Origin of the sequence: Paenibacillus terrae HPL-003 (assembly GCF_000235585.1) — a bacterium.
In the GTDB taxonomy this organism is placed as follows: Bacteria; Bacillota; Bacilli; order Paenibacillales; family Paenibacillaceae; genus Paenibacillus; species Paenibacillus terrae_B.
On sequence record NC_016641.1, the window covers coordinates 5461569 to 5486502 of the forward strand.

Genomic DNA, 24934 nt, shown 5'->3' on the forward strand with positions numbered 1-24934 from the left:
TTGTCTACAACCCCTTGTTGAGATAAAGTCCGAGTCCTGCCAGCAGCAGTCCTACAGCCCAGAATGTAATAACAACGCGCCATTCGGACCAGCCAGACAGCTCGAAGTGATGATGAATCGGGCTCATTTTGAAAATGCGTTTGCCACGTGTTTTAAAGGAAGCTACTTGCAAAACTACGGACAGCATTTCAATTACAAATACACCACCAATAATAATGAACAAAATTTCGCTTTTGGTTACGATAGCGATGGCACCTATAGCACCTCCGATTCCCAGCGAGCCTGTATCGCCCATAAATACCTTGGCCGGATGCGCGTTATATACAAGAAAGCCAAGTACAGCACCAATCATGGCCGCTGAGCAAACCGCAGCCGGAAGGGAGGTTGCTTGAATCGCTACGATGGCATAAGCACCGAAGGCAATCGCACTGGTACCGGAAAGCAGCCCGTCCAGTCCATCTGTGAAATTGACGGCGTTGCTAATCGCCAGCATCATAATAACGATGAACGGATAATAGAACCAACCGCTCCAATCAAACGACCAGGAAGTTCCCGGTATGCCGATGGCAGTGCTGTGATCATTGCTAATCAGAAGCCAGCACATGATTCCACTGAACAGCAATTGCCCGAATAGCTTTTGACGGGCAGTCAGTCCGAGCGAACGCTTGAAAACAATTTTGATATAGTCGTCCAAGAAGCCGATCAGCCCAAAACCAAGCGTAGCGACCAGCAGAACGTAAAAGTCCGTATTTTTTATCGCCGAAAACTTAAGAAAGGTCAGCGTAAAAGCCACCAGAATAACGATTCCACCCATAGTAGGCGTACCCGTCTTTTTAAGATGGCTTTGTGGCCCGTCATCCCGGACCTGCTGGCCGAATTTCATTCGCCGCAGCAGCGGAATGAGTATTGGAGCGGCAATGACCGCCAGTATAAACGATACGACGATCGTCAGCAGTAATAATTGAATATCCATGGGAGTCTCCCTCTCGTCAACATCATTTCTGTAGCGGACCGTTTTTCAGCGCATCCACAATCTCTTCCAATCGCATCCCTCGGGATGCCTTAACCAGCACGATATCATCGGCACGGAGGTAAGCTTGCAGATCTTGAATCAGTTTTTGCTTATCCTCATAAGCATGTACGTCATCAGATGGCATAGACGCTTGGGCCCCATGTGCAATAGACGCGCCCAACACACCATAGGTAAACAGCACATCTACGTCATGTTTCGCTGCAAAAAGCCCAATTTCCTCGTGGAATTGCTTTTCCTCGGGACCCAGCTCCAGCATATCGCCAAGCACAGCGATTTTACGCCCCTTCGTTTCGTAACCGGATAACGTCTGAATTGCAGCCTTCATTGAAGCTGGACTGGCGTTATAAGCATCGTTCAGCACGGTAAGCCCATTGGTGCAGGTCACAACCTCAATGCGCATGCCTGTCAATTTCAAAGCCGAGAGCCCTTCGCGCACATGGTCTACATCCACCCCAAAATGACGCGCAACCGCCAGTGCTGCCAAACCGTTCACAACATTATGCTGTCCAAGCAACGGAAGCCGGAAAGCATCCTCGCCGGATTGAGCCGTCGTGAACAAACTGCCTTCTCCATCCGCAGTTATTCCAGTTGGATAATCATCGTTATCCGCAGATATACCGAACGTGAACAGCTTCAAGCCGTCAGGCTTAACCGTTTCGGGCTCTGCAAGCACTTGCGGCAATAGCGGTTCATCTCCATTGTAAATTAGCAAGCCGTCGGGCTTGAGACCGCTGACGATTTCCAGCTTTGCACGTGCAATTTCTGCACGGGAACCGAGCTGAAGCAAATGCGATTCTCCAATGTTCGTAATGACCGCTACATCAGGCTGGGCAATATCAGTCAACAGGCTGATTTCCCCGCGTCCGCTCATGCCCATTTCCAAAATGAGGATGTCCGTATCCTGCGGCATGGACAGCACGGTTAAAGGCAGACCGATATGGTTGTTATAATTCCCTTCGGTTTTGTGTACTTTAAAGGTCGTGCCCAACAGAGCGTTGACGATGTCTTTTGTCGTCGTTTTACCGTTGCTTCCAGTAATCCCTACGACAGATACACCCGTCTCCCGCAAATATGCGGCTGCAAGACGCTGGAGGGCCGCCAAAGTATCATCTACTTCAATCGCATTCCCTGCCGGAGGTGCACCGTGATCCTTTTGCCATAAAAAAGCAGCTGCGCCTTCTCCACTCACAATCTGCTGCACATAATTATGCCCATCAAACCGTTCACCCGTGAGTGGAACGAACAGCCCTTGGGCCTGCGGCTTGCGTGAATCTGTAAAAACGCCCTCAATCATTCGTTCGGCGTCCGCTTCTATGTGAAGCGTTCCCCCGCTCATGGAGGCGATTTGACCGATTGTTTTTTTCATCACTTGGATAAACCCCTTATCGCTTCTTTGGCTACGATGCGGTCATCGAATTCATGCACCGTTTTTCCGATCAACTGGTAGGTCTCATGACCTTTTCCCGCAATCAATACTACATCGTCAGGGCTTGCCATTTCAACAGCTTTATGAATAGCAGCTCTACGATCTATGATCAGCTCGTAGCGTTCTGCGGGTATACCTTCGTCAATCAGCCCTTGCTCGATGTCTTTCAAAATGGCTTCCGGGTCCTCTGTCCGCGGATTATCCGAGGTAATAAAAGCATGATCGCTGTATTGAGCAGCAATTTTTCCCATCAAAGGGCGTTTCGTACGATCCCGGTCCCCGCCGCACCCAAAAACACACCATACTTTTCCAATCGCAAACTCCTTAACGGTGCGAAGCACATTTTCCAGTCCATCCGGTGTATGGGCATAGTCCACAATAACCGCAAATGGCTGACCTGCGTCCACAGGCTCTACCCGCCCATCTACACCTGCTATGGACTCCAGGCTGTGCTTGATATCAGCCAGAGGCACTCCTTCCAGCAAAGCGGCCGTGATGGCTGCCAATGCGTTATACACATTGAACTTGCCCACCATTCGCAGCTCAATATCGGTATCTCCTTTAAAAGTAGAGACTTGGAAGGATGTTCCCTTGGCACCTACAGCGATATGGGATGCCTGCACATCTGATTTCTTTTCCACACCGTATGTAATCACCTGAGCCGCAGTTATAGCTTGAAAATAGGATGAGGCCGGGTCATCCGCATTCAGAACAGCATATTTACTGTCCGACGCATCCCGCGAGAAGCTATTCCCCAGTCGGGAAAATAACAGCCCTTTGGCCGCACGGTACTCCTCCATCGTGTTATGGTAGTCCAGATGATCCTGCGTCAGGTTCGTAAATATAGCGGTACGAAAATCAGTTCCTTTCACCCGCCCTTGCTCCAGCGCATGTGAGGATACCTCCATCGCACAACATTGGACACCTTGCTCCACCATATTGCCAAGATAGCGTTGCAGCTCCACCGCCTCGGGTGTGGTACCGGACATTGGGTAGGACCGACCACCGTAACGCATTTGAATAGTGCCGATCAGTCCAGTGTTCACTCCGGCATCGTTCAAGATTTTTTCAATTAGATAAGTTATTGTTGTTTTGCCATTCGTTCCGGTTACGCCGATCATGCGCATACGGCGGCTCGGTGAATCAAACATATAGTCCGCCAAAACCGCCATTGCGTACCTGGCATCCTTGACTATGAGTTGTGGTACAGATACATTCAATTCCCGTTCCACAACCAAAGCTGCCGCCCCGGACGCAACTGCCTGCTGCGCATAATCGTGTCCGTCAACCGTAAAACCGGGCAGACACAGAAATAAATCTCCCTGCTGTACCCGGCGTGAGTCCGCCCCGATTCCTCGGCAGTCCACTGTACCGTCCCCCACAATGCGGGAGGCAGCCAGCAGTGAAGCCAATTGATGAAGCTGCATCTTTCATTCCTCCATTGCTCTCTCGTTAATCATAGTATGGGTATAAAAAGAACCTATCAATCCCCCATATATATACGGATTGTTGATCCCCGCTCCAGCCGGGAGCCTGGCTTCGGTGCCTGACTGACAACCGTCTTGCCTGACCCGGATTTTACGAGCATAAAGTTCATATTCATATCTTCGTATAAATCTGCTACAGTGGCACCTACCAAATCCGGCACCGTATCAATTCGGTTTTCCCCGTACTTGTATTCCTTGGCAATCTGATTGGTGCGGGGTGGTATTTTCAGAGCAAGCAGCGAATCCCGCAAAATATTTTGCACGATTGGCGCAGCGACCACCCCTCCGAATTGAATGCCCTTTGGATTATCCACAGCGGTATAGACGACAATTTGCGGATCATCCGCCGGGGCAAAACCGATAAAGGATACAATATGCTCCGAGGAAGAGTAACGTCCGTTGATCACCTTTTGCGCTGTGCCTGTTTTACCACCTACCCGGTAACCCTCAATAAAAGCGGGACGGCCCGTGCCTTTGGCAACGACGCTTTCCAGCGCTTCCCTCACCTGCCGGGAGGTATCCTCTGAAATGACTCTGCGCACCAGTTCAGGCTCTACTTTTTCCAGTACTTTGCCTGTCTCTGGTTGAATCCAGCCTTTTGTAATGTGAGGTTTATACAGATTGCCACCATTGATCGCAGCCGACACAGCCGTCACCTGCTGAATCGGAGTGACAGATACCCCTTGACCAAAGGCAGTTGTCGCCAGCTCTACCGGTCCTACCTGGGGTAATTTAAATAAAATACCATTCCCCTCGCCAATCATGTCAATGCCCGTTTTGCTGCCGAACCCAAAATTACGAATATACTTGAACAGCGATTCCTTACCTAGACGCTGACCCAGTGTTACAAAGCCTGGATTACAAGAGTTTTCCACGACTTGTAGGAAGGTCTGACTGCCGTGGCCGCCTTTTTTCCAGCAGCGCAGGCGAGCCCCGCCAACTTCAATGTACCCCGGATCGAAAAAGTGATCGTTTTTGAGATCGACCTTCTTTTCTTCCAGTGCAGCGGCCAATGTAATAATTTTAAAGGTGGAGCCTGGTTCATATGTCATCCAAATCGGCAGATTTCGATTGTAAATTTCAGGTGCATATTGTTTGTATAGCGCAGGCTCATAGCCTGGTCGCCCGGCCATACCCAATATTTCCCCATTCTTGGGGTTCATTGCGATGGCCAACGCGGAATTGGCCTGGAATTTGACCATAGCCTGGTCAAGCTCCCGTTCCACGATAGACTGTACAGACTTATCAATGGTCAGTTGCAAGTTCAGACCATCCATTGGTTCAACGTACTTCTCAGAAGAACCGGGCATCAGACGACCGCCTGCATCGGATAGATACGCAATGCTTCCGTCAATACCGCGAAGCTTGCTGTTGTTCTTTTTCTCTACCCCCGTCAACCCCTGATTATCAATTCCCGTAAACCCGAGAATATGAGCCGCCAAATCGCCATAAGGATAATAACGTTTGTTGTCTTCAGCAACAACGATACCCGGCAGCTTCAAATCACGAATTTGCTGCGCTTTCTCCATCGTAATTTTTCGTCCACCGGGCTGAAGTTTTTGGCTTGCTGTTCGTTTGGTAATCAGCTTGAGCACTTTATCCTCGCTCATGTCTAGCAAGGGCGCCAGCCTGCGCGCCGTTTCTTCCGGCTCCTTGATCTGCACTGGTATCGCCATGACTGTCGGCGAAGTGACATTATAGGTCAGCGCCGTACCTTGCCGATCCAAAATTTCGCCGCGTTTGGCGGCAAAAGGTATATTCCGGCGCCACGATTCCTCGGCCTTGGCCGAGAGTTCGCCCCCTTTACCCAATTGAACATAGGCGAGCCGGACCGACAAGGCTGCAAACAGTACAAACAATCCCAGCAGCCCCCATACCAGCCTGCGCCGCATGGTCACGTTAGATTTCTTCAAACGCGCTCCCCTCCGTTCCTCCAAATACTCATGACATGTCTTACCTCATGAATATTCAAAAAAACGAACGTTAGAACAAGCTATCAGTTATCCTCACCTTTAATTGCAGCCGCACTTTTTTCATCGGCTACAGCGGAGCTCCCACCCTTGGAAGTCTCCCTGCTTGAGCTTGCACTCGCAGTGGTATCGGTTTTTGAATCGGTACTCGTTTTTGCTGCACTGCCTGTTTGGTTAGATGCTACGCCGGTAGTTGAGTCCGGTGTTTCCTCCAGCTTTACTCCGGTCACGGTTTCTTTAGCCGGCTGGAGCGTCACATTGACAATCCGCTTGCCACTCACCATTTGTGCCTTTTGCGAGACAACATAGCCTTCGCCGCTTACCTGAACGCCCACCTTCATGAGCGTCAACACTTGCAGCGTGTCACGCAACGAGACGCCTGTAAAGTCGGGAATGGTCATGTTGGCACTATCTTCAGTCAGCAAATAAATGCGTTGTCCCGGCTTCATTTTGACGCCTGCCTCTGGATACTGGCGGACAATTTTGGAGCCTTTGCCAACCGTCTCATAGGCAATCCCCTGTTTGAGCAATGCGTTTTGTGCATCCTTCTTCACCTGACCGGTTAATTGTGGCACTGTCGGCAGATTCACCGTTTTCACAGCAGCATTGTCTGATTTATTCGCTTTGGCTCCTGTTTTGGGAACTCCCATATATTGTAGCGACTGGGATACGATTTTTTTGAACACAGGGGCTGCTGCCGTACCTCCACCTACCGATTTGTTAGGTTCGTCCATAACAACCAGAACAGCTATTTTCGGATCATTCACGGGTGCAAAGCCGATAAAGGACACGACATCCTTCGAATGGTCATACACTTTACCCACAACTTTCGTTGCTGTACCTGTTTTACCAGCAACACGGTATCCGTCAATATAAGCAAGACGCCCGGTTCCAATTTCTTGGTCAGACACGACCTGCTCCAGATAGCTGCTGGTCTGTACTGCCGATTCCTGCGAAATCACCTGGCGGACTTCCTTCGGTTGTATCGTCTGTACTTCCCCTGTATCCGGGTTCATAATTTCCTTCACCAGATGAGGTTGCATCAACTTACCACCGTTAGCAATTGCCGAGATAGCCGCTACCTGCTGGATTGGCGTTACCTGAACACGTCCATGTCCATATGCAGCCGTTGCGACTTCGGATTTGTATTGGGTGTGGAACGTAATGGCTCCGCTAGACTCACTCGGAAGATCGATACCTGTTTTCACACCAAATCCGAAGTTGTTAATATATTTCCTCAACCTTTCGCCGCCCAGCTTATCCAGCCCCAAATGGACGAAACCGACGTTACTTGAACGCTTGACCCCTTGAAGAAAAGTTAACGTTCCCCAATTTCGACTCACGTCACGAATATCCCATCCCCCGACTCGGATCATACCAGATTGATAGGTTTCATTTGGATTGAACACCTTTTCCTGAACTGCCGCAGCCAAGGTTACAATCTTAAACGTGGAACCTGGCTCATAGATGGACTGAGTTGCATTGTTACGGAAATATTCCATTGAAGATGTGCTCCCGTATGTATTGGGATTAAAATTGGGGTAACTCGCCATACCGAGAACATCCATCGTTTTGGGATCTGCGGCTACAACCGTCATCGTTTTCGGATTGTATTTTGCAATAGCTTCCTGCATAGCGCCCTCTATATAATACTGAATTGTGTCATCAATCGTCAGCTTTAAATTCTTACCATTTTGTGCCGGTTCATAAATACTCTCCGATCCCTGAAGAGGAACTCCCTTTCGATCCCGCTGATAAAGAAGCTTTCCGGCCGTGCCCGAGAGCTCTTTATTATAATAGGCTTCCAACCCCATGCCTGCTGTACCATCTTTACGGTAATAGCCAATAACATGAGAAGCCAGCTTATTTTCTGGATAATAGCGTTTGGATTCCTGAACCGTGTCCACAGCTCCAATCACTTCGTACTTATCCTTTAAATATTCTTTGAATGTGTCCACCTGTGCTTTGAGCTCAGGATCTACCTTCCAACCTCCGTTACGGATCTCGCGGTTTTTTAAATATTTACCGTCTTTGTCCTTGGCCGAGAGATGCTTTCTCAGTTCGTCCTCAGGTGTTTTGAGCAGCTGATGCAGTTTGGCTACAACCTCGTTTTCCAAATCATATTCCTGAATGATGCTCGGGTTGACCACTACCGTATAAGCAGGGGCATCTGTCGCTAGTACACTTCCCTTGCGATCCGTAATTGTTCCGCGCTTGGGCTGGATCACCTGGTCTCTTTCCACCTGCGTAACTACCTGATTATGCCAGTATTCCCCGCTCACGACCTGAATCCAAAATACCTTAAGTAGCAGAACAAGAAAAAAGAGGGTAATACATCCCCCTATCAGCAGTGTGCGAAGCTTTATTCTTTTGACCATAGCTCAAACCTCTCTGCGAAAAAATGTACGTCAGAGCATAGCTTGATGCTATGCTCCTAACTAACTATTTGGCAGCCTGCTTTTCCACACGAATGGGCTCTCTCGTCGGCTCGATATACCCCTGTTCCTTTGCCGTAGGTACAATCTGATTTTCCAACCGTTCCTTCTGAATTTTCAGTTGGGCGATATTGGTCTGTAATTTGGAAATGTCCTTGCTCGCTGTATTAATCGAATAATTGATTTGATAAATGTGCGCGTACCTGCCAATCAGCATACCAGCAATGACAATGCACGTTACAAGTGTCAAAAGATACAGCAGCTTTTCCCGAATCGGCAGCTCTCTGCGGCGTGTAACGACTTTGGTAGTTTCACGATACCGTTGTTGCTGAACCTGTTCCTGACGGGCTCTTTCTTTTACAGCCAAATTACCGCGTGTATAAGCCATGTCGCCTCTCCTTCTCCATTAAATTTACAATTTTTCAGCAACTCTCAGCTTGGCTGACCGGGACCGTGGATTAAGCTCCAATTCCTGCTCTGACGCCACAATCGGCTTACGATTCACCAGCTTCAGATCGCCTATCATTTTGTCCTCCAAAATAGGCAAATCAGATGGATAGATGCTTTTCGCCAAATACTCCTTGAAAATATGCTTGCATATCCGATCCTCCAGAGAATGGAACGTAATGACCGAAATTCTGCCCCCTGGAGCCAGACATTTTACTGCCTGATGCAAAGTATCTTCCAGTGCACCCAACTCATCGTTCACAGCGATCCGCAAAGCCTGAAAGCTGCGTTTGGCCGGATGTCCCCCGGTTCTGCGTGCCGCAGCCGGAATTCCTTCTTTGATAATATCGACAAGTTCCCCTGTTGTGTGAATAGGCTTGTTCTTTCGACGTTCAACCATAATCTTCGCGATCCGGCGTGAAAACTTCTCTTCTCCGTAGTGAAACAAAATACGCGCAATCTCTGCTTCTGGCCATTCATTGACAATCTCGTAAGCCGTCAGCGAGCTACTCTGATCCATCCGCATATCGAGCGGCGCATCATGATTGTAGCTGAATCCCCGTTCCCCCTCATCGAACTGGGGCGAGGAGACACCCAGATCGAACAAAATACCCTGGACCTGCGGGACGCCGTCTTTTTCGGGCAATCCAAGTTCGGCCAGCCTGTCCTGCAAGTGGCGAAAGTTGGATTTCACCAATGAAATCTTTCCTTCGTAGGCCGACAGCTTCTCGCGCGCATTGTTCAATGCCCAGTCATCCTGATCAAAGGCAATCAGCCTTCCCTCAGGACCAAGCTGTGACGCAATGACGGAACTGTGTCCTGCCCCTCCCAACGTGCAGTCCACATAGATCCCGTCCTGCCTGATGTTTAGTGCCTGTGTTGCTTCTTCCTTGAGTACGGTAATGTGGTGAAACAAACGGCTGACCTCCTAAATTACAATTCAAAGTTGAAATCAACCAATTTCTCAGCAATGTCGTTAAATGCTTCTTCTGATTGGCTGAAATATTGCTCCCAAGTGTGCTTGCTCCAAATCTCTACCCGGGTGGACACTCCCAATACGACGCACTCTTTGGTAAGCTTGGCGTATTCGCACAAATTTCCCGGTAAATTTACCCTGCCCTGTTTGTCCAATTCGCATTCAGTCGCACCCGAGAAAAAAAAACGGGTAAACGCCCGCGCATCGGCCTTCATCAAAGGCAGTGCTTTAAGTTTTTTCTCCATGACAGCCCACTCATCCATGGGATACACGAAGAGGCATTGGTCCAGCCCGCGGGTAACCACGAACGAGGCACCGAGAAGTTCACGAAACTTGGCCGGAACAGTAAGCCGACCCTTCTCATCAATGCTATGTTGGAACTCCCCCATAAACATTGGTTTCGTCACCCCTTACCTCATTCTCCCACTTTGGCCCACTTTCCACCACCTAAGCATAATAGATTCGCTTTAAAAAATCAAAGACCTTCTTTACATTTCCAAAAAGTGATAAACGACAAATCCATACGGTGATGTCTATATTTGTTGCCACGTATCATAACACGCCAAAAAGCCCCTTATTCCATGAAGACGAACTCCCGACAATATGCATCAGGGTTCGAAACAACATGAAAATAAAGGGCTTAGGCTTAGTCTTATTCATCATGCCAACCTATACAGACACCTGTGTTACACGTTAAAACCTTTGAACCGGGCATCGTGATCGGCAATGCTCAAGTTATGCATTCCAGCTATCCAGATAGACCTTTTGGTCTTCTGTTAAAGAATCAATCTTGATTCCCAAGCTATCCAGCTTGAAGCGGGCTACCTGCTCATCAATTTCATAAGGTACATTAATTACGGCTTTGCCCAGCTCATTATAACGATCGTTCACATATTTCAAGCCAAGCGCCTGAAGTGCAAACGTGGTATCCATAATTTCCGCAGGATGACCATCCGCCGCAGCCAAATTCACGAGGCGTCCTTCTGCCAGCAAATACATTTTACGTCCATCCTTGAAGCGGTACTCCTCAATATTGCGACGCACCGTCCGAATGGATTCGGAACGTTTGGCAAGCTCAGGCTTACTAACCTCCACATCAAAATGCCCCGCATTGCACAGTACAGCCCCGTCCTTCATGACATCAAAGTGCTCTCCGGTAATTACAGCTTTGTTGCCGGTCACCGTGATGAAGAAGTCACCCAGCTTGGCTGCTTCCACCATCGGCAACACATGGAAACCATCCATATGCGCTTCTACTGCCTTGATTGGATCAACTTCGGTTACGACCACGTTGGCTCCCAGCCCTTTCGCACGCATCGCAACCCCTTTACCACACCATCCATAACCCACCACGACGACCGTGCTGCCTGCCACAACCAGGTTGGTTGTGCGAATAATACCGTCGAATGCTGACTGTCCAGTACCATAACGATTGTCGAACAAATATTTGCAATAAGCATCATTAACGGCCACCATCGGGAAGTGAAGTTGACCCTCTTTTTCGAGCGCCTTCAAGCGGATAATTCCAGTAGTCGTTTCCTCCGCCCCACCACGGATAGTAGAAATCAGATCAGGGCGTTCGGATTGCAAGAGGGTAACCAGGTCGCCCCCGTCATCAATAATAAGGTCCGGCTTCGTTTCCAGCGCCTTAATTTGCAAGCTTTTAAACTCAGCAGGGTCCGGATTGTATTTAGCCAAAACCGTAACTCCATCTTCAACCAATGCTGCGCAAACATCATCCTGAGTGGACAACGGATTACTACCCGTAATTGTAACCTCAGCCCCGCCCGCCTGTACTACTTTAGCCAGATAGGCCGTTTTGGCCTCCAGATGCAGACAGATGGTTACCTTCAGACCCTTAAAAGGCTGCTCTTGCTCGAACTGTTGACGTATACGGTTCAATACCGGCATATGGGCTTCCACCCAATCAATTTTCAGATGACCCTCAGGTGCCAGTTTAAGATCGTGAACGATGCTGTTTTGCAAAGAATGGGAAGTCATATTTGTTCCTCCTTCATATTGGTTGTAGCTGTTAACATGCTAAATCATACATAAATAACACGATGCGTACCCGTCAGATCGGTCGGCACATCCATAATCATATCGATCAGGCTGAGGCCGTAACGGTTTAGAAAATGATAAATCGTATATACCCGTTCCTGCGGCTGTCCGAACGGAAAAAGTGACCACTCAATACGATCCCATTGACGAAGCGTTGTTTCATTTTGCCGGAACAGCGCTTCCTGAACTTTTCCTTCCAGAAAGGCAATCTGCTCCAGAATCTTCGTACGATTGGTTTCACCAATCCGAAGCAAACCTTTTTCAATCGAGCCTGACTGCTGTATCAGTGGTTCGTACATACGGACAAAAGCTTCCTTGGCCCCGGCAAACTGATCCTGTATTCCAAGCTGATCGTGGGTGACAATCCATTGCCTTTTCCGTTTCTCAAGCCCGTCTCTAACTTCTCCAAAGCTCAATTCGTACTTAAGCATATGCTTTTCTACACCTGGTTCCACCAACGTAAAGGACATCCGTGGCAGCAGTAATGGCATCTGCATCCCCAGCACGCCGAAAGCGTCGCGCGTAATCGCCCAGTAGGCAATTTCTCCTAGACCCAGCACAGAGGCCAGCACTGGAAACAGTGAGTCCTGCATAAGAGGGCGGGTTAGGACATTGTTACTAAAACGTTCCGGGTGCTTGTCTGTCTCTTCGAGCAGTTCTTCGACTGTAAATGCTACCTGACCACGGCGATCCGTGAATAGTCCATCTTGCTTGAACAGCAGTAAGCGTTCTTCCTCATGAATATAAAAGAGATTCGCACCGCCTTCATGCACATCTGCTTGCAAATGATAGCCATAATCTACAATCCTTGCAGCAGTCGCTCGGTAAGTTTGCTCCAGTTCATCATTGTGCTGAACCAACCGACGGAAAACGGATGCCTCCAGCTTGCGCAACGAAGGATCAGCAGAATCCAGCAGCACTAATCCATAGGCGCCGAAAAGAAGTCCCAGTAGCTTGGCGAAGCTTTCACTTAGTCCGTATGAATCATTGAAACCATGCTCAATCATGTGTACAATATCGGCCTTATGCTCTGAGTCGGGCAAGCTATGCTCTATATCCGCCATGGCTTGCTTCCACTCTGCCGTATCGACCTTAATCGCACTAACCGAAGAACGACGTACAGGCTGCTTATTCAGCTTGATTTTGACTGCTTGCGGGTCATTCGCCATTACATATGTATGATTGACCTCATCCCAGTCATGATCCTCACCCGCAATCCAAAAAACGGGAATAACCGGACGCCCCAGCCGTTCCTCCGCTTCCCTGGCCGCCTTAATAATCGTAGCAGCTTTATAAACGACCAGCATCGGACCTGTGAACAGTCCACTTTGCTGCCCGCCAACTACCACCAGAGCATCTGGCTGCTCCAGCCGATCCAATGAAGCATGAACCGCCTCGTGTGCGTTGTATTGCTCATTGTATATACGGAGACATGCTACGACTTCCTTACGGTTTAATCGCAGATGCTCCGTCTCATCCAGTCGCTTCGCTCGCTGGGCATAAGCATCGGCATGCAGAACATCATATTCATACAAATCGCGTACGCGTCCTGTACCCTGTATGTAATCTTCTGCCAAAGCCGACCCTCCGCGAAGCTCTTCCGGAATTATTCTCATGGGTCTGCCTCCTGTCTCCACCAAAACCTTACTGCTTGATTGTACCGAAAGCCCTTGTCCGCGTCAAAGCTTCCTACAAAAAAAACCGCCGAGCAAACTCGGCGGTTGGTGCATAAAACAACATCAGGCGTAAGGCTCAGCTACAAAATGTCCTTTGGACACTTCAATCAGCTTGGCATTTTCTAGATTATAGGCTCCTGACTTATTGCCGGATGCATCATCTGTATGAATTGGGCCGGCTTGATCGCCAGGCATAATAATCCGTTTTTTGTTGGCTTCCACTTCCGGATCGGGAATCGGAATCGCTGACAGAAGCATTTTCGTATAAGGATGGATCGGATTTGCATACAACTCTGCACTTTCTGCAAGCTCAACCATTTTACCCATATACATTACGGCTACCCGGTCACTGATATGCTTGACCATTGACAGATCATGCGCAATGAACAGGTATGTCAGACCAAGACGCTCTTGAAGCTCTTTTAACAGATTGACAACCTGAGCCTGAATAGACACATCAAGAGCCGAAATCGGCTCATCACAAATGATGAATTTAGGGTTAACTGCCAGCGCACGGGCAATACCGATACGTTGACGCTGACCACCGGAAAATTCATGCGGATAACGGGTTGCATGATCCGGGTTCAAACCTACCAGATCCAGCAACTCTTCAATCCGTTTTTTGCGCTCTGCACGGCTACCTGCCATGTTGTGAATATCCAGTGCCTCACCGATAATATCAGAAACCGTAAAACGCGGGTTCAAGGATGCATACGGATCTTGGAAGATCATCTGCATATCACGACGCATAGCTTTCATTTTACCTGATGATAATTTGTAGATATCCGTACCGTTAAAGCGTACACTACCTGCTGTAGGCTCGTATAAGCGAAGAATGGTACGGCCCGCTGTAGATTTACCACAACCCGATTCACCAACCATACCTAGTGTTTCGCCTTCGCGAATATAAAAATTCAGGTTGTCCACCGCTTTGAGCACACGGTTTTTGCCAACATTAAAATACTTTTTAAGACCTTCAACCTCAATTAAATTGTTGCTACTCACCATGATCTCACCTCCTATTTCTTCAGCTTCGGATCAAGCGCATCACGCAATCCATCACCAAAAAGGTTGAACGCAAGCATAATCAAACTGATCAAACCTGCCGGGAAAAGCATGCGCCAAGGATAGTACATCCATCCTGTCAGGGCCGACTCAATCATTGAACCAAGTGATGCCTGAGGAGCCTGTACCCCTAATCCAAGGAAGCTCAGAAAAGCCTCGGAAAAAATAGCACTTGGAACCGTCAAAGTCAATGTGACGATAATCGGGCCCACAGCGTTAGGCAGCAGGTGACGGAACAGCAGACGCCCTGCACCAGCGCCCATCGAACGGGAAGCAAGCACAAATTCCCGATTTTTCAGCTGTAGCATTTCACCGCGCACAATCCACGACATGTTAATCCACCCGGTCACACAGAGCGCAATAATAATCGTCGTGATACTCGGCTCCAGTACAACCAGCAACAGGATCGTAACAAGCAGATAAGGAATGGAATACAGAATTTCAGAAAATTTATTCATGATTTCATCTACACGGCCACCAAAGTAACCCATAATTCCACCATAAATAACACCAATCAGCAAGTCAATCGTTGCTGCAGCCAAACCGATAATCAAGGAAATTCGGGCACCCATCCATGTACGTACAAACATATCACGGCCCAAATCATCTGTTCCGAACCAGTGTTCCGCGGAAGGCGGAAGATTGGTGCTCAACAAATCATTCGTGCGGTCATCATAATTCGAAATTTCCGGACCAATAATAGAAGCAAGTACGATGAGAAATAAAACACTCAAGCTCGTCATAGCCAGCTTATTTTTACGAAGTCGCTCCCAAGCATCACGCCAAGCGGACAAGCTTTCGCGCTGAATAACTTCAGACTGCTTTTCATCCGCTCCGATTTTCTGGAAGTCTTCCGGTTTTACCTGAAGTTTCTCCAAATTCACAGCATTGTCTTTCACAGACATAAAGTTATCCCTCCTTCCCGCCGGTCAGCTTAATCCGTGGATCAATAAAACCGTATGCAATATCAGTAATAAAACGTGCCACCATCAGCAAAATACCGTAAAAAATAGTAACTCCCATAATCATGGTATAGTCACGGGTCGTAATACTTTCTACGAACACTTTACCAATACCACCAATTCCGAAAATACGTTCAATAACGACGGAACCGGTAATAATATTTGCCGTCATGGGCCCAACATAGGTAACAACCGGCAAAATGGCGTTACGTACAACGTGTTTGAACATTACCGTAACAGGCTTTAAACCTTTAGCCTTGGCAGTCTTGATATAATCCGCATGAAGTACTTCCAGCATGCTGGAACGCGTTAGTCGAGCGATAAACGCAATTGGCGAAGCGGATAAAGCGACAACAGGCAGGACGTAATCCATTGGGCCATCAAAGCCCATAACATTAAACCAGCCTAGCTCCTGAGCAAAGTAGAACTGAATCAACGATGCCAGGACAAAGCTGGGAACAGCAATCCCCATAATCGCTAAAATCATCGCTACGTTGTCAATAAGCCTGCGATGGTACAAAGCTGCGAGCATACCTAGCAAGAGTCCGACAATAATCGACACAATTATGGCAACAAAACCCAATTTAAGCGATACTGAAAAAGTTTGTCCAATAATGTCAGTTACACTTTGGTTCAGCTTTTTCATGGAAATACCAAAATCACCTGAAGCAATATCACCTAAGTATTTAAAATATTGGACATATACAGGCTTATCCAGCCCATATTGCTCCATTAACCGGGCTTGAATCTCAGGAGAAGTCGCCTTTTCACTCATGAAGGGGTTACCCGGAATTGCTTTCATGAGAAAAAACGTCGCAGAGATCAGAATGAACAAAGAAAGCAGCATATAGAAAAATTTACTGATCAAATAACGCGTCATTGCCCGTTTACACCCCCCATAAATTTTTTTCGACACCATTTGATTTTATCGAAATAGAATTGGAATGTCCAACCTACTTATTTGCATGGTTACATGATAATGGAAAAGACTATGACACACAAAAAAACGGGATATATATGGTTGTATCCACATATATATCCCGAAGTAACTATCAAACTTCAGAATTAAGCTTCAGTTACTGTGTAATATACGCTCTTGTGAAATCAATCGCTCCACTAAAGTCAAGCGCGATGTCTTTTACATTCGGTTTCGTTAAAGAAACATTTGAATAGTAGTAGATTGGCAGCATTACCATATCGTCTTGAACCAGAATTTTCTCTGCTTTTGCGAAATCTTCCATGCGTTTTGCTGGATCTGTTTCTGTCTTAGCTGCTTCAATTAAAGCATCATATGCTGGGTTAGCATAACCTGCATTGTTGTTGCCATTGCCTGTTGTCCACATATCCAGGAATGTCATTGGATCATTATAGTCAGCAGACCATCCACCACGAGCGATTTGGAAATTCAGCTTGTTACGTGTTTGGATAAATACGCCCCACTCTTGGTTTTGGGTTTTGATGTCCACACCAAGGTTTTTCTTCCACATATCAGCAACTGCCAATGCAATCTTTTGGTGACCCTCACTGGAGTTATACAACAATGTTACTGGAGGAAGTGTAGTTACGCCTTCTTCCTTCATACCTTCTTGAAGCAATTTTTTCGCTTCAGTGAAGTCTTCTTTGAAGTAATCATCTTTATTCTCAGTACGGAATTCTTGAGATACTCCTTTGATACCTGGAGGTACAAAGCCGTATGCAGGAATTTGACCGCCCAATGTTACTCTTTCAACGATCGGTTGGCGTTGAATAGCCATAGCAAACGCTTTACGGATTTTAACATTGTTAAATGGTTTTTCAGTTACGTTAAACAGGTAGTAATACGTACTAGCAATCCCTTTAGCCGCAAACTCATTTGGTAGTTCTTTTTTCACAGCCGGAATTTGGTCGGTAGGAATTTCACCGTTTGGCAAACCTGCATAATCAAGTTGTCCACTTCTGTAAGAAGCCAGCTCTGTTGCACCACTGTTTACCAAGGACATCGTAATTTTGCTCAGCTTGATTTGGTCTTTACCCCAATAGTTTTCGCTCTTGGTGACTTCGATCTTTTGACCGCTGTCCCAAGTTGTTAATGTGTAAGGTCCATTAGTGATCATGCTATCTTTCTGAACAGCCCACTTTTCATTTCCTTTAATAGAAGGATTAACAGGGTAATACGTATAGAAAGAAGTCAATCCCAAGAAGTAAGGAGTCGGATTTTCCAGCTCTACTTGCAATGTATGGTCATCAACAGCTTTGACACCTACATCTTTAAAGTCTGTAATTTTAGTGCCTTTATAGGATTTCGAAGTGCTCAGGTTGTAACCCTCAGCATTTTTGATATAGTACAATTGATAAGCATATGGAGGTGCAGGAGCCGTGGAAGGATCCAGTACCCGTTGCCAAGCAAATACGAAGTCACTTGCTTTGACCGGGTCGCCATTGCTCCATTTTGCATTATCACGGAGTTTGAACGTATAGGTTTTGCCGTCATCGGAAATTTTCCAAGATTCAGCTACGCCAGGAATTTCTTTGCCATCAGGACCCATACGTACGAGACCTTCATACAAAGTTTTCAGAACCGTGTTAGTTTGACTATCCTGAGCTTGTGCCGGATCGAAGGTTGGCGGTTCGGAAAGAAGGTTAATGCGCAAAATTTGTTTGTCGGCCGGAGCCGGCGTAGTTGATGCATTTTCTTGTGCGCCCTTACCATTGGTATCGTTCTTGGCGGAGCCACAACCTGCGAGCAGTGCGCCAACTGCAAGAATGAGTGTCAAAAGGACTAAAAAGCTTTTCCTTTTCATCTAGCGTTTTCCCCCTAGTTCTAAAGTGGTATATGTTTATAGATTATACAACCAGCGGTCAAAAAAATCTACATCACATTTCTTTAAATTGAGCTTTTTTTTCAAAAAAACATGATTAATTCATATTTTTTTGAGTTTTCATGTTATGTTATATCACATGTTATTGAATATATTTTTAAAAATGCCAACAATAGTTAATATAATATACGCTAATGTCATCGCTATAAAAGTTAATCTCCACACTGCTCTACATAATCTTTTCCCATCGACCTTCCCCTTTATTCGATTTTGGGCTCCTCCAATTAAACCCAGCGTCAAAAGTAGCAGCAGTAATATCAAATAAAAACCGAATCTTGATGCAAAAATGACATTAAAGAGCGCCGCGACGGATAGTATCAGAAAAGCTGTGGTAATATCCATAGATATAAGCAACGACTTCTTTTTTTCCAGTTTAAGCAGGTAGCGGCAAACTGCAAACACCATCAGAAACGGAAAAAAGGGAAGAATACTAAATGTGATGATGGTACCTTGTATGAGACTCAACTGATCACCCCTCTTTTAGCCGCATGCCCTCAATTAATTGCCATAATACCGCATGGGTTGGTGCAGTAACCCCTGCTTGCTCTGCCATCTGCACTAGCTGTCCGTTAATGGAAGCAACCTCTGTCATGGAATGTGCAAGCACATCGGCCAGCATAGACGACTGATTCTCTGCCGTTGCCCGGCAAACCTTCATAATCTGATCCCACCATGCGCTGTCCCACCGAATACCATTGGCTTCGTACACTTGAATGCCTTCTTCGTATAGCTTGCGCATCATATGTATACGGCCCGGATCAAAAAGCAGCTCTCCATTGGGGATTCGCCATATTGCTGTCAGCGGATTAATCACAGCGTTGATTAGCAACTTGCGGTATATACCGTTCTCGATTTCTTTCGACAAGCAAACGTCAAATCCTGCTGTAAGCAGCCGATTTAGCACATATTGTTCGAAACTCCCGACCTGTTTCTCCACCAGCTCATCCGGACAGCCAATCTCCGTAGCCCCCAGCCCGGCATGCACGACGGATGCTACTCCCATTCTCTTTGCTCCTTCGGTCGTTACCGCAGGGTATACCACTGCTTCAGGATAGGCTTGTCTAATTCGTTCTATATGTCCGATTCCGTTCTGTAAGCAAACAATTCCGATATCACTTTTTGTATTAGCCGCAGATTTAATCTGCTTCAACACTTCCCCAACCGCCCCCTGTTTAGTCATTATCAAAATCCACCTTGCCGGAACCTGTGAATTCAAGCGTTGCCAATCTGCCAACGGCGCTACCTTTAATGTGTCTCCTCCAGTCACATGAACAGCAACATGCCCCTCTTTTTCAAGTACTGTAATCCCTTCACAAGCAATGATCCGCGCCTGCTCAAGCGTTCGTGTCCATAACCTTACTTTTGTACCTGAGGCCGCCAGCCTTCCAGCAAACAACAATCCGAGTGAACCTGCTCCAATAATATCAATCACCTATGTATCGTCTCGCTTCCATCTTTTTTTCTACTATATCATATGCACTCTAGAGAAATACAAAAAACGCCAACTACGGCAAAGCGTGAGTTGACGTTCTATTTAACAATTGCTGCTGTAATTTTGCTACTCAATGCGCTCCAGATTCCCATTGGCGTCCATTTTGAATCTGGATTTAAGCTCTTCCTCATCCTCAGTGATTAAAGCCAACCGGCGGGCCCGGTCCATAATCTGAATCAAGGCTTTGTAATCATCATTCACGACGCGATAGTCGGTTTGCACCTCATTAACCTCTTTGGACAACCGATCATTAATGGAGCGAAGTTGACTTAATTCCTCTTCCTTTTCACGCAAATCTTTTTCCAGCATCTTAATCTGTCGATTGGTTTCCTGTACAGTTCCCTTCCATTGACGCAAAAAGCGGATCACTGCGTCGATGGACAACGTATCCTCACTCGTTCCATCTGCTCTGTACACCCCTTCAGCTGTATCGAGCGATGCAAAAGCCGCCACTTGAGATACACCAACCGGACTCTGCTTGCGAATATAACTGCGTTTTTGACGCTGCGCTTTAGCAATGCTGATGGCTTCGTCGTAACGTTTGCGTACGCAACTGTTCCAGCGGAAGCCGCATGCAGCGGAGGTTCTTCCTATTTTTTGCCCAACCTCTTCAAATGCAGCGAGCTGTGTTCCACCTTCCCGGATATGACGCAGTGTCACCTCCGCTAATATTAAATCATCTTCCGCACTCCATGCATCTTGTCTTATTGCAGTCATGCCTCTAGCCCTCCTAACAACATCCTGAAATAACCGTCTTCATGAACCGGTCTTACCGGTATTTGAATAGGGTATAAAAGCTGTTTATTCATTTCTATGCCTCTCGTAGAGTTCATAGAATCTATTTGATACTAAATTGTATTTCCATTTCTATAAGAACTCATACGTGGACAAATATAGTTTCGGGTTTCAAGCATCCTCTGGCTGCTGTACAATAAATGAATGGTTAAAAAATAAGAAAGGCACATATATATTACTGTTAGACTTTTTTCGGGAATACACAAAAGGGGAAAACCAATGATCAGACCCACTCTAAAAATGATAAGTTGTGTTCTGCTGGCCATCATTATGATATGGACCTCCATGTCAGCACATCTTGTCCTCGCAGCTCCCTCAGAAGAGGCAAACCGGATTTTGCAGGATAGTCTGTCAATCGTCGAAATTGACCATGAAATTGAGCGGATCAGCCAAGAACAGCAGATACTTTTACAACGTCAGCAGGAACTTCGGAGCAATCTTGCCACTCAGCAGGAGCAGATGGCTATGCAAAGGAAACGCGCGGGTTCTGTACTGCGCTCCTATTATATGGGAGAAAGGGACAAGCTGCTCAGTGTAGTACTGGGTGCCAAAAGTCTAAAACAGCTTCTCTCCTTGTACGATTACTACTTGTTGCTGATTAGCCACGATCAGGATGTACTCCAAAAATACGAGTCCAATTATCGAAATATGCGAAAAACAGAAGAACAGGTCACCCGGGCTTCCTCAGATTTGGAAACCGTCAAAACAAACCTGCTGGAACAACGTAAGCGTATTGTCCTGCTTCAGGCGAGTGTAAATGACGGTGTTAACGCCAGCAAGAACCCGGATACTCTACGCAAGCTGATTAGCGAAATGACAGCTTATTGGGAGAATGTAGGCGTCTACGAGGTGAACAAGCATTTTAAAGCGCTGGCTCAAGCGATGCAGGATTTACCTCAATTTATTCAACAACAGCAAGGAGCCATGGTTACAAACGGTAAAGTCATTACGATAAGCATACGTGAGGATGATTTTAACCGTTTTCTGAAATCGGAAAATGAATTATTTAATCACTTCAACTTTTCCTTCGGGCAGGATCGTATTGTTGTAGAAGGTCAACAGGGAACCATGAAATTGAGGGTAGAGGGGCACTACACGGTAGAGAATGAACCGCAGAATGCGATTTTATTCCATGTGGATCGCCTGGTCTTTAACGGGCTGGAGCTACCAGATACGACCCGTAACAAGCTGGAAAAGGATTTTGATCTAGGCTTCTATCCGCAGCAACTCATTTCTTATGTTAAGGCCACAGAGGTACACACCCTAGCGGGAGTACTTGAGGTTAAGCTCGTATTGAGCCTAAAATAAGGCTTTTTCACCCTTGTATAGCTATCATAAATAATACATGGAACAAAAATAAGAGACCCCGGGATGTTCCCGAGGTCTTCTTATTTACAACAAATACTGCGCAGTATATAAACATCCTGATAATGGGATAGTGATATGAGCTTCTACAGCAGATCGGCTGCCAACTGTGCCAGCTTAGAGCGCTCTCCTTTTTCCAGCATAATATGTCCGCTAATCCCTTCCTGCTTGAAGCGTTCTACTACATACGTCAAGCCGTTACTGGCGGCATCCAGATAAGGGTGATCAATTTGCTCCGGGTCTCCCATCAAAATGATTTTACTTCCCTCACCTACACGGGACACGATTGTTTTAATTTCATGCCGGGACAAATTCTGCGCCTCATCTACAATAATAAATTGTCCAGGTATTGAACGCCCCCGAATATAAGTGAGCGCCTCCACCTGAATGCTGCCCAAGCCCATCAAAATTTTATCGATATCGCCTGATTTTTTGGCATCAAACAAATATTCCAGATTGTCGTAAATCGGCTGCATCCACGGACGAAGCTTTTCTTCCTTTTCTCCCGGTAAATAACCGATATCCTTGCCCATAGGAACGACAGGACGGGCGATAAGCAGCTTCTTGAAGCGATGTTCATCCTCTACCTTGAGCAGACCAGCAGCGAGCGCCAGCAACGTTTTGCCTGTACCCGCTTTTCCGGTAATCGTCACCAGCGGGATATCGTCATTAAGCAATAGCTCCAGCGCCATCCGCTGTTGGGCATTACGCGCACTGATCCCCCACACCGGTTCATTGCTTAAATACAGAGGCTCTAATCGGTCTGCTTCCTGGTTTACTTTCAGCAAAGCCGATTTTCCAGTCCCCATCTCGTCCTTTAGAATAACGAATTCATGAGGATATAGCGTATAAGACAGCTCCAATGGCTTAATCGGTAAAAAACGATTGGAATAAAACTCATCTATGATGGACGGATGCACCTGAATTGCCGAGTACCCGGGATATAACTCACTCAGATCACCGGTTCTGTCGGATAAATAGTCTTCGGTCAGCAGTCCCAACACATCTGCCTTGATTCTCACCAGCACATCTTTACTGACCAGCACGACCGAACGCGATTCAGGCAGCTCCTTCTCCTCCAGCTGATAATTCAAGGCGACCGCCAAAATTCGATTATCGTTCGAAACCTCCCCGAACATTTCCTGGACTTTCAAAAAGCTTCGATGATTTAATTCAACCTTAAGCCTCCCACCTTGCGGAAGCGGAACACCACTGTGCAGATGTCCTACTTCCCTCAACCCGTCCAGCAATCGCGATACGTTGCGGGCATTCCGTCCAATCTCATCCGCGTTGCGTTTTTTGGAGTCGATTTCTTCCAGAACAACAGCTGGAATAACCACTTCATGTTCTTTGAAGGTAAAGATGGCTTTCGGATCATGCAGTAGCACATTCGTATCCAGCACAAAAATTTTCTTCATTTTGATCCCCTCCAAAGCGGCGTGGACAATCTCGTGTTTCATACCTATACCTATTCACCGGGTAGCCAATACTTGCTGATTCCCTGAAAAAAGACCCCAGAAGCAGCGTTAAACAACGAAAAGTTGGTAGGTAATTAGAGCCTTAGAGCCTGTACACCTTTGGATCAGACACAAAAGGCCCAGTGATTACTCACTGGACCTTACTAATTTCATTCATTTCATTACAGCAAAAGCAAACAACATTAGACAGCAAACGGGTATGAATGTCAAAACCATATACTTGGCGTGCTACCCATTCAGACATACCTCAACCCCCTTATGCAATAGAGCTTTTACTCGCTGCGAGTATAACATAAGAGGGAAGAAAGATACAAACTCAAGAATTGGAAGAAGAGACAGCATTATTGTCGCTCGCTTTTTTTGATAGCTCCTCTTGCAAGGATTGTCTGGCCAGTTCAAGCTGTTGCTCATCAATATAGACATAGGGGCTACGCCACGTTCCTGCTACCGGATTATATTTCACATTTTGCTTGGAAATATTCCAATAGGTCTGTACGAGATTTTTCATTTGCTGAGACTCAATATCCGTCATCAAATTCTTATCAACAGATTTAATAATTGCACTAAATTTACTTAGAGCACTGAAGGACTGCATTTGGTCAATCAAGGAATGAAGCACCTGATTTTGTCGACGGTTGCGATCAAAATCGTCAGATTCAGCTGTTCTCGGGCGACAGTTTGATTTGCGGTAACGAACAAAATCAAGGGCCTGATCACCACTCAAATGTTGTGCTCCGGCCTTCAAGTTAATGTTAGTACCATCTGCACTGTCACGGTAACACATATTTTTGTCGACCGTAACATCTACGCCACCCAAATTATCCACAACATCTCTGAAGCCCTGAAAGTTAATAACCGTCACATAATCGATGTCAATGTTCAAATATTTACCGATCATCTTCTTCATTTGCTCTTCAGCGACTTCACCAGATTCTTTCTCTCTGGCCTTGAACACCGGATAGTACTCATTCAACTTACGAGGTTTATATCCATCCAGTTCCAGCCGCGTATCCCTCGGCAACGACACGATTGTAGATGACTTGGTATTCGGATTCAGTGTAGCTACCATAATAACGTCTGACAAATAAGTTGGATGATCAGGGCGGTAATCCGTTCCAAGCAACAAAATGGTCAAAGGCTTGGCCTCGGCCAATTGTGTTTTTGGCACTTCCTTATTGATCCCCGTATCTAAAACTTCCTCTACCTGATTGTATAGGTAGTAGGTATAACCGCCAGCAGCCAAGATACCTATAATGAGCAGAAACAGAACAAACTTCATAAACGATCTGAAAAAGCTTTTTTTCTTTTTCGTTTTTTTCGGTTTGGCGGATTTTTTCCCGCTTTGTGTCCGGGGAGGCAATCCGTTAGAAAGATTACTCATGCTTCAACACCTTTTCCTGCGTTTTGA

General features: G+C 46.6%; 20 protein-coding genes. 1 reads left to right on the forward strand and 19 read right to left on the reverse strand.

What is annotated here, in order from left to right; all coding sequences use genetic code 11:
- Positions 1–4: 4 nt before the first annotated feature.
- From mraY to HPL003_RS24355, 17 genes are all read right to left on the reverse strand, one after another.
- A complete protein-coding gene (mraY, locus tag HPL003_RS24275; RefSeq protein ID WP_014282442.1) occupies positions 5–973 on the reverse strand; it encodes a phospho-N-acetylmuramoyl-pentapeptide-transferase in 969 nt (322 codons plus the stop codon).
- Positions 974–995: 22 nt separating this feature from the next.
- Positions 996–2399, reverse strand: a complete 1404-nt coding sequence (locus tag HPL003_RS24280) for a UDP-N-acetylmuramoyl-tripeptide--D-alanyl-D-alanine ligase (RefSeq protein WP_014282443.1) — start codon at positions 2397–2399, stop codon at positions 996–998.
- Positions 2399–3886: a UDP-N-acetylmuramoyl-L-alanyl-D-glutamate--2,6-diaminopimelate ligase gene (locus HPL003_RS24285; protein WP_014282444.1), complete on the reverse strand. Its 1488-nt coding sequence runs from the start codon at positions 3884–3886 to the stop codon at positions 2399–2401. Before HPL003_RS24285 ends, HPL003_RS24280 begins: the two co-directional genes overlap by 1 nt.
- Positions 3887–3942: 56 nt before the next feature.
- Positions 3943–5859: a stage V sporulation protein D gene (locus tag HPL003_RS24290; protein ID WP_014282445.1), complete on the reverse strand. Its 1917-nt coding sequence runs from the start codon at positions 5857–5859 to the stop codon at positions 3943–3945.
- Positions 5860–5942: 83 nt separating this feature from the next.
- Complete coding sequence (locus tag HPL003_RS24295; RefSeq protein WP_014282446.1) at positions 5943–8294, reverse strand: penicillin-binding transpeptidase domain-containing protein; 2352 nt, start codon at positions 8292–8294, stop codon at positions 5943–5945.
- A 64-nt stretch (positions 8295–8358) separates the two neighbouring features.
- Positions 8359–8739: a hypothetical protein gene (locus HPL003_RS24300; protein ID WP_014282447.1), complete on the reverse strand. Its 381-nt coding sequence runs from the start codon at positions 8737–8739 to the stop codon at positions 8359–8361.
- 24 nt (positions 8740–8763) lie between these two features.
- The gene (gene rsmH / locus HPL003_RS24305; RefSeq protein WP_014282448.1) at positions 8764–9714 is read right to left on the reverse strand and encodes a 16S rRNA (cytosine(1402)-N(4))-methyltransferase RsmH; all 951 of its coding nucleotides are present in this window, start codon (positions 9712–9714) and stop codon (positions 8764–8766) included.
- Between the two features lie 17 nt (positions 9715–9731).
- Positions 9732–10169 carry a division/cell wall cluster transcriptional repressor MraZ gene (gene mraZ, locus HPL003_RS24310; RefSeq protein WP_007431201.1) on the reverse strand — a complete coding sequence of 146 codons (438 nt, stop codon included), beginning with the start codon at positions 10167–10169 and terminating at the stop codon, positions 9732–9734.
- Between the two features lie 340 nt (positions 10170–10509).
- On the reverse strand, positions 10510–11775 hold the full coding sequence (locus HPL003_RS24315) for an adenosylhomocysteinase (protein ID WP_014282449.1): 1266 nt from the start codon (positions 11773–11775) through the stop codon (positions 10510–10512).
- 44 nt (positions 11776–11819) lie between these two features.
- Positions 11820–13451 (reverse strand): bacillithiol biosynthesis cysteine-adding enzyme BshC, encoded by a 1632-nt coding sequence (gene bshC / locus HPL003_RS24320; RefSeq protein WP_014282450.1) that lies wholly within the window; start codon positions 13449–13451, stop codon positions 11820–11822.
- Positions 13452–13574: 123 nt separating this feature from the next.
- Positions 13575–14519 carry an ABC transporter ATP-binding protein gene (locus tag HPL003_RS24325; RefSeq protein WP_014282451.1) on the reverse strand — a complete coding sequence of 315 codons (945 nt, stop codon included), beginning with the start codon at positions 14517–14519 and terminating at the stop codon, positions 13575–13577.
- Positions 14520–14530: 11 nt separating this feature from the next.
- A complete protein-coding gene (locus HPL003_RS24330; RefSeq protein WP_014282452.1) occupies positions 14531–15481 on the reverse strand; it encodes an ABC transporter permease in 951 nt (316 codons plus the stop codon).
- A 4-nt stretch (positions 15482–15485) separates the two neighbouring features.
- The gene (locus tag HPL003_RS24335) at positions 15486–16418 is read right to left on the reverse strand and encodes an ABC transporter permease (protein WP_014282453.1); all 933 of its coding nucleotides are present in this window, start codon (positions 16416–16418) and stop codon (positions 15486–15488) included.
- A 196-nt stretch (positions 16419–16614) separates the two neighbouring features.
- Complete coding sequence (locus HPL003_RS24340; RefSeq protein WP_014282454.1) at positions 16615–18318, reverse strand: peptide ABC transporter substrate-binding protein; 1704 nt, start codon at positions 18316–18318, stop codon at positions 16615–16617.
- Positions 18319–18471: 153 nt separating this feature from the next.
- Positions 18472–18861 (reverse strand): DUF3397 family protein, encoded by a 390-nt coding sequence (locus HPL003_RS24345; RefSeq protein WP_014282455.1) that lies wholly within the window; start codon positions 18859–18861, stop codon positions 18472–18474.
- A gap of 4 nt (positions 18862–18865) precedes the next feature.
- Complete coding sequence (locus HPL003_RS24350) at positions 18866–19828, reverse strand: ketopantoate reductase family protein (protein ID WP_014282456.1); 963 nt, start codon at positions 19826–19828, stop codon at positions 18866–18868.
- Positions 19829–19954: 126 nt separating this feature from the next.
- Positions 19955–20605 carry an RsfA family transcriptional regulator gene (locus tag HPL003_RS24355; protein ID WP_014282457.1) on the reverse strand — a complete coding sequence of 217 codons (651 nt, stop codon included), beginning with the start codon at positions 20603–20605 and terminating at the stop codon, positions 19955–19957.
- 297 nt (positions 20606–20902) lie between these two features.
- On the opposite strand from HPL003_RS24355, the gene HPL003_RS24360 reads away from it, so the two are divergent.
- The gene (locus HPL003_RS24360; RefSeq protein WP_014282458.1) at positions 20903–21991 is read left to right on the forward strand and encodes a coiled-coil domain-containing protein; all 1089 of its coding nucleotides are present in this window, start codon (positions 20903–20905) and stop codon (positions 21989–21991) included.
- A gap of 143 nt (positions 21992–22134) precedes the next feature.
- On the opposite strand, the gene HPL003_RS24365 is transcribed toward HPL003_RS24360, so the two are convergent.
- A complete protein-coding gene (locus HPL003_RS24365) occupies positions 22135–23466 on the reverse strand; it encodes a PhoH family protein (protein WP_014282459.1) in 1332 nt (443 codons plus the stop codon).
- A 376-nt stretch (positions 23467–23842) separates the two neighbouring features.
- Entirely contained in the window at positions 23843–24907 is a 1065-nt protein-coding gene (locus HPL003_RS24370) for an LCP family protein (RefSeq protein ID WP_014282460.1), read from the reverse strand.
- Positions 24908–24934: the final 27 nt, after the last annotated feature.

Coding starts and splice junctions, on each gene's coding strand:
- HPL003_RS24280 (WP_014282443.1), bottom strand. CDS start 2,399: ATGAAAAAAACAATCGGTCAAATCGCCTCCATGAGCGGGGGAACGCTT.
- bshC (WP_014282450.1), bottom strand. CDS start 13,451: ATGAGAATAATTCCGGAAGAGCTTCGCGGAGGGTCGGCTTTGGCAGAA.
- HPL003_RS24330 (WP_014282452.1), bottom strand. CDS start 15,481: ATGTCTGTGAAAGACAATGCTGTGAATTTGGAGAAACTTCAGGTAAAA.
- HPL003_RS24285 (WP_014282444.1), bottom strand. CDS start 3,886: ATGCAGCTTCATCAATTGGCTTCACTGCTGGCTGCCTCCCGCATTGTG.
- HPL003_RS24315 (WP_014282449.1), bottom strand. CDS start 11,775: ATGACTTCCCATTCTTTGCAAAACAGCATCGTTCACGATCTTAAACTG.
- mraZ (WP_007431201.1), bottom strand. CDS start 10,169: ATGTTTATGGGGGAGTTCCAACATAGCATTGATGAGAAGGGTCGGCTT.
- HPL003_RS24370 (WP_014282460.1), bottom strand. CDS start 24,907: ATGAGTAATCTTTCTAACGGATTGCCTCCCCGGACACAAAGCGGGAAA.
- HPL003_RS24325 (WP_014282451.1), bottom strand. CDS start 14,519: ATGGTGAGTAGCAACAATTTAATTGAGGTTGAAGGTCTTAAAAAGTAT.
- HPL003_RS24300 (WP_014282447.1), bottom strand. CDS start 8,739: ATGGCTTATACACGCGGTAATTTGGCTGTAAAAGAAAGAGCCCGTCAG.
- HPL003_RS24295 (WP_014282446.1), bottom strand. CDS start 8,294: ATGGTCAAAAGAATAAAGCTTCGCACACTGCTGATAGGGGGATGTATT.
- HPL003_RS24360 (WP_014282458.1), top strand. CDS start 20,903: ATGATCAGACCCACTCTAAAAATGATAAGTTGTGTTCTGCTGGCCATC.
- HPL003_RS24340 (WP_014282454.1), bottom strand. CDS start 18,318: ATGAAAAGGAAAAGCTTTTTAGTCCTTTTGACACTCATTCTTGCAGTT.
- HPL003_RS24355 (WP_014282457.1), bottom strand. CDS start 20,605: ATGACTGCAATAAGACAAGATGCATGGAGTGCGGAAGATGATTTAATA.
- HPL003_RS24335 (WP_014282453.1), bottom strand. CDS start 16,418: ATGACGCGTTATTTGATCAGTAAATTTTTCTATATGCTGCTTTCTTTG.
- HPL003_RS24365 (WP_014282459.1), bottom strand. CDS start 23,466: ATGAAGAAAATTTTTGTGCTGGATACGAATGTGCTACTGCATGATCCG.
- mraY (WP_014282442.1), bottom strand. CDS start 973: ATGGATATTCAATTATTACTGCTGACGATCGTCGTATCGTTTATACTG.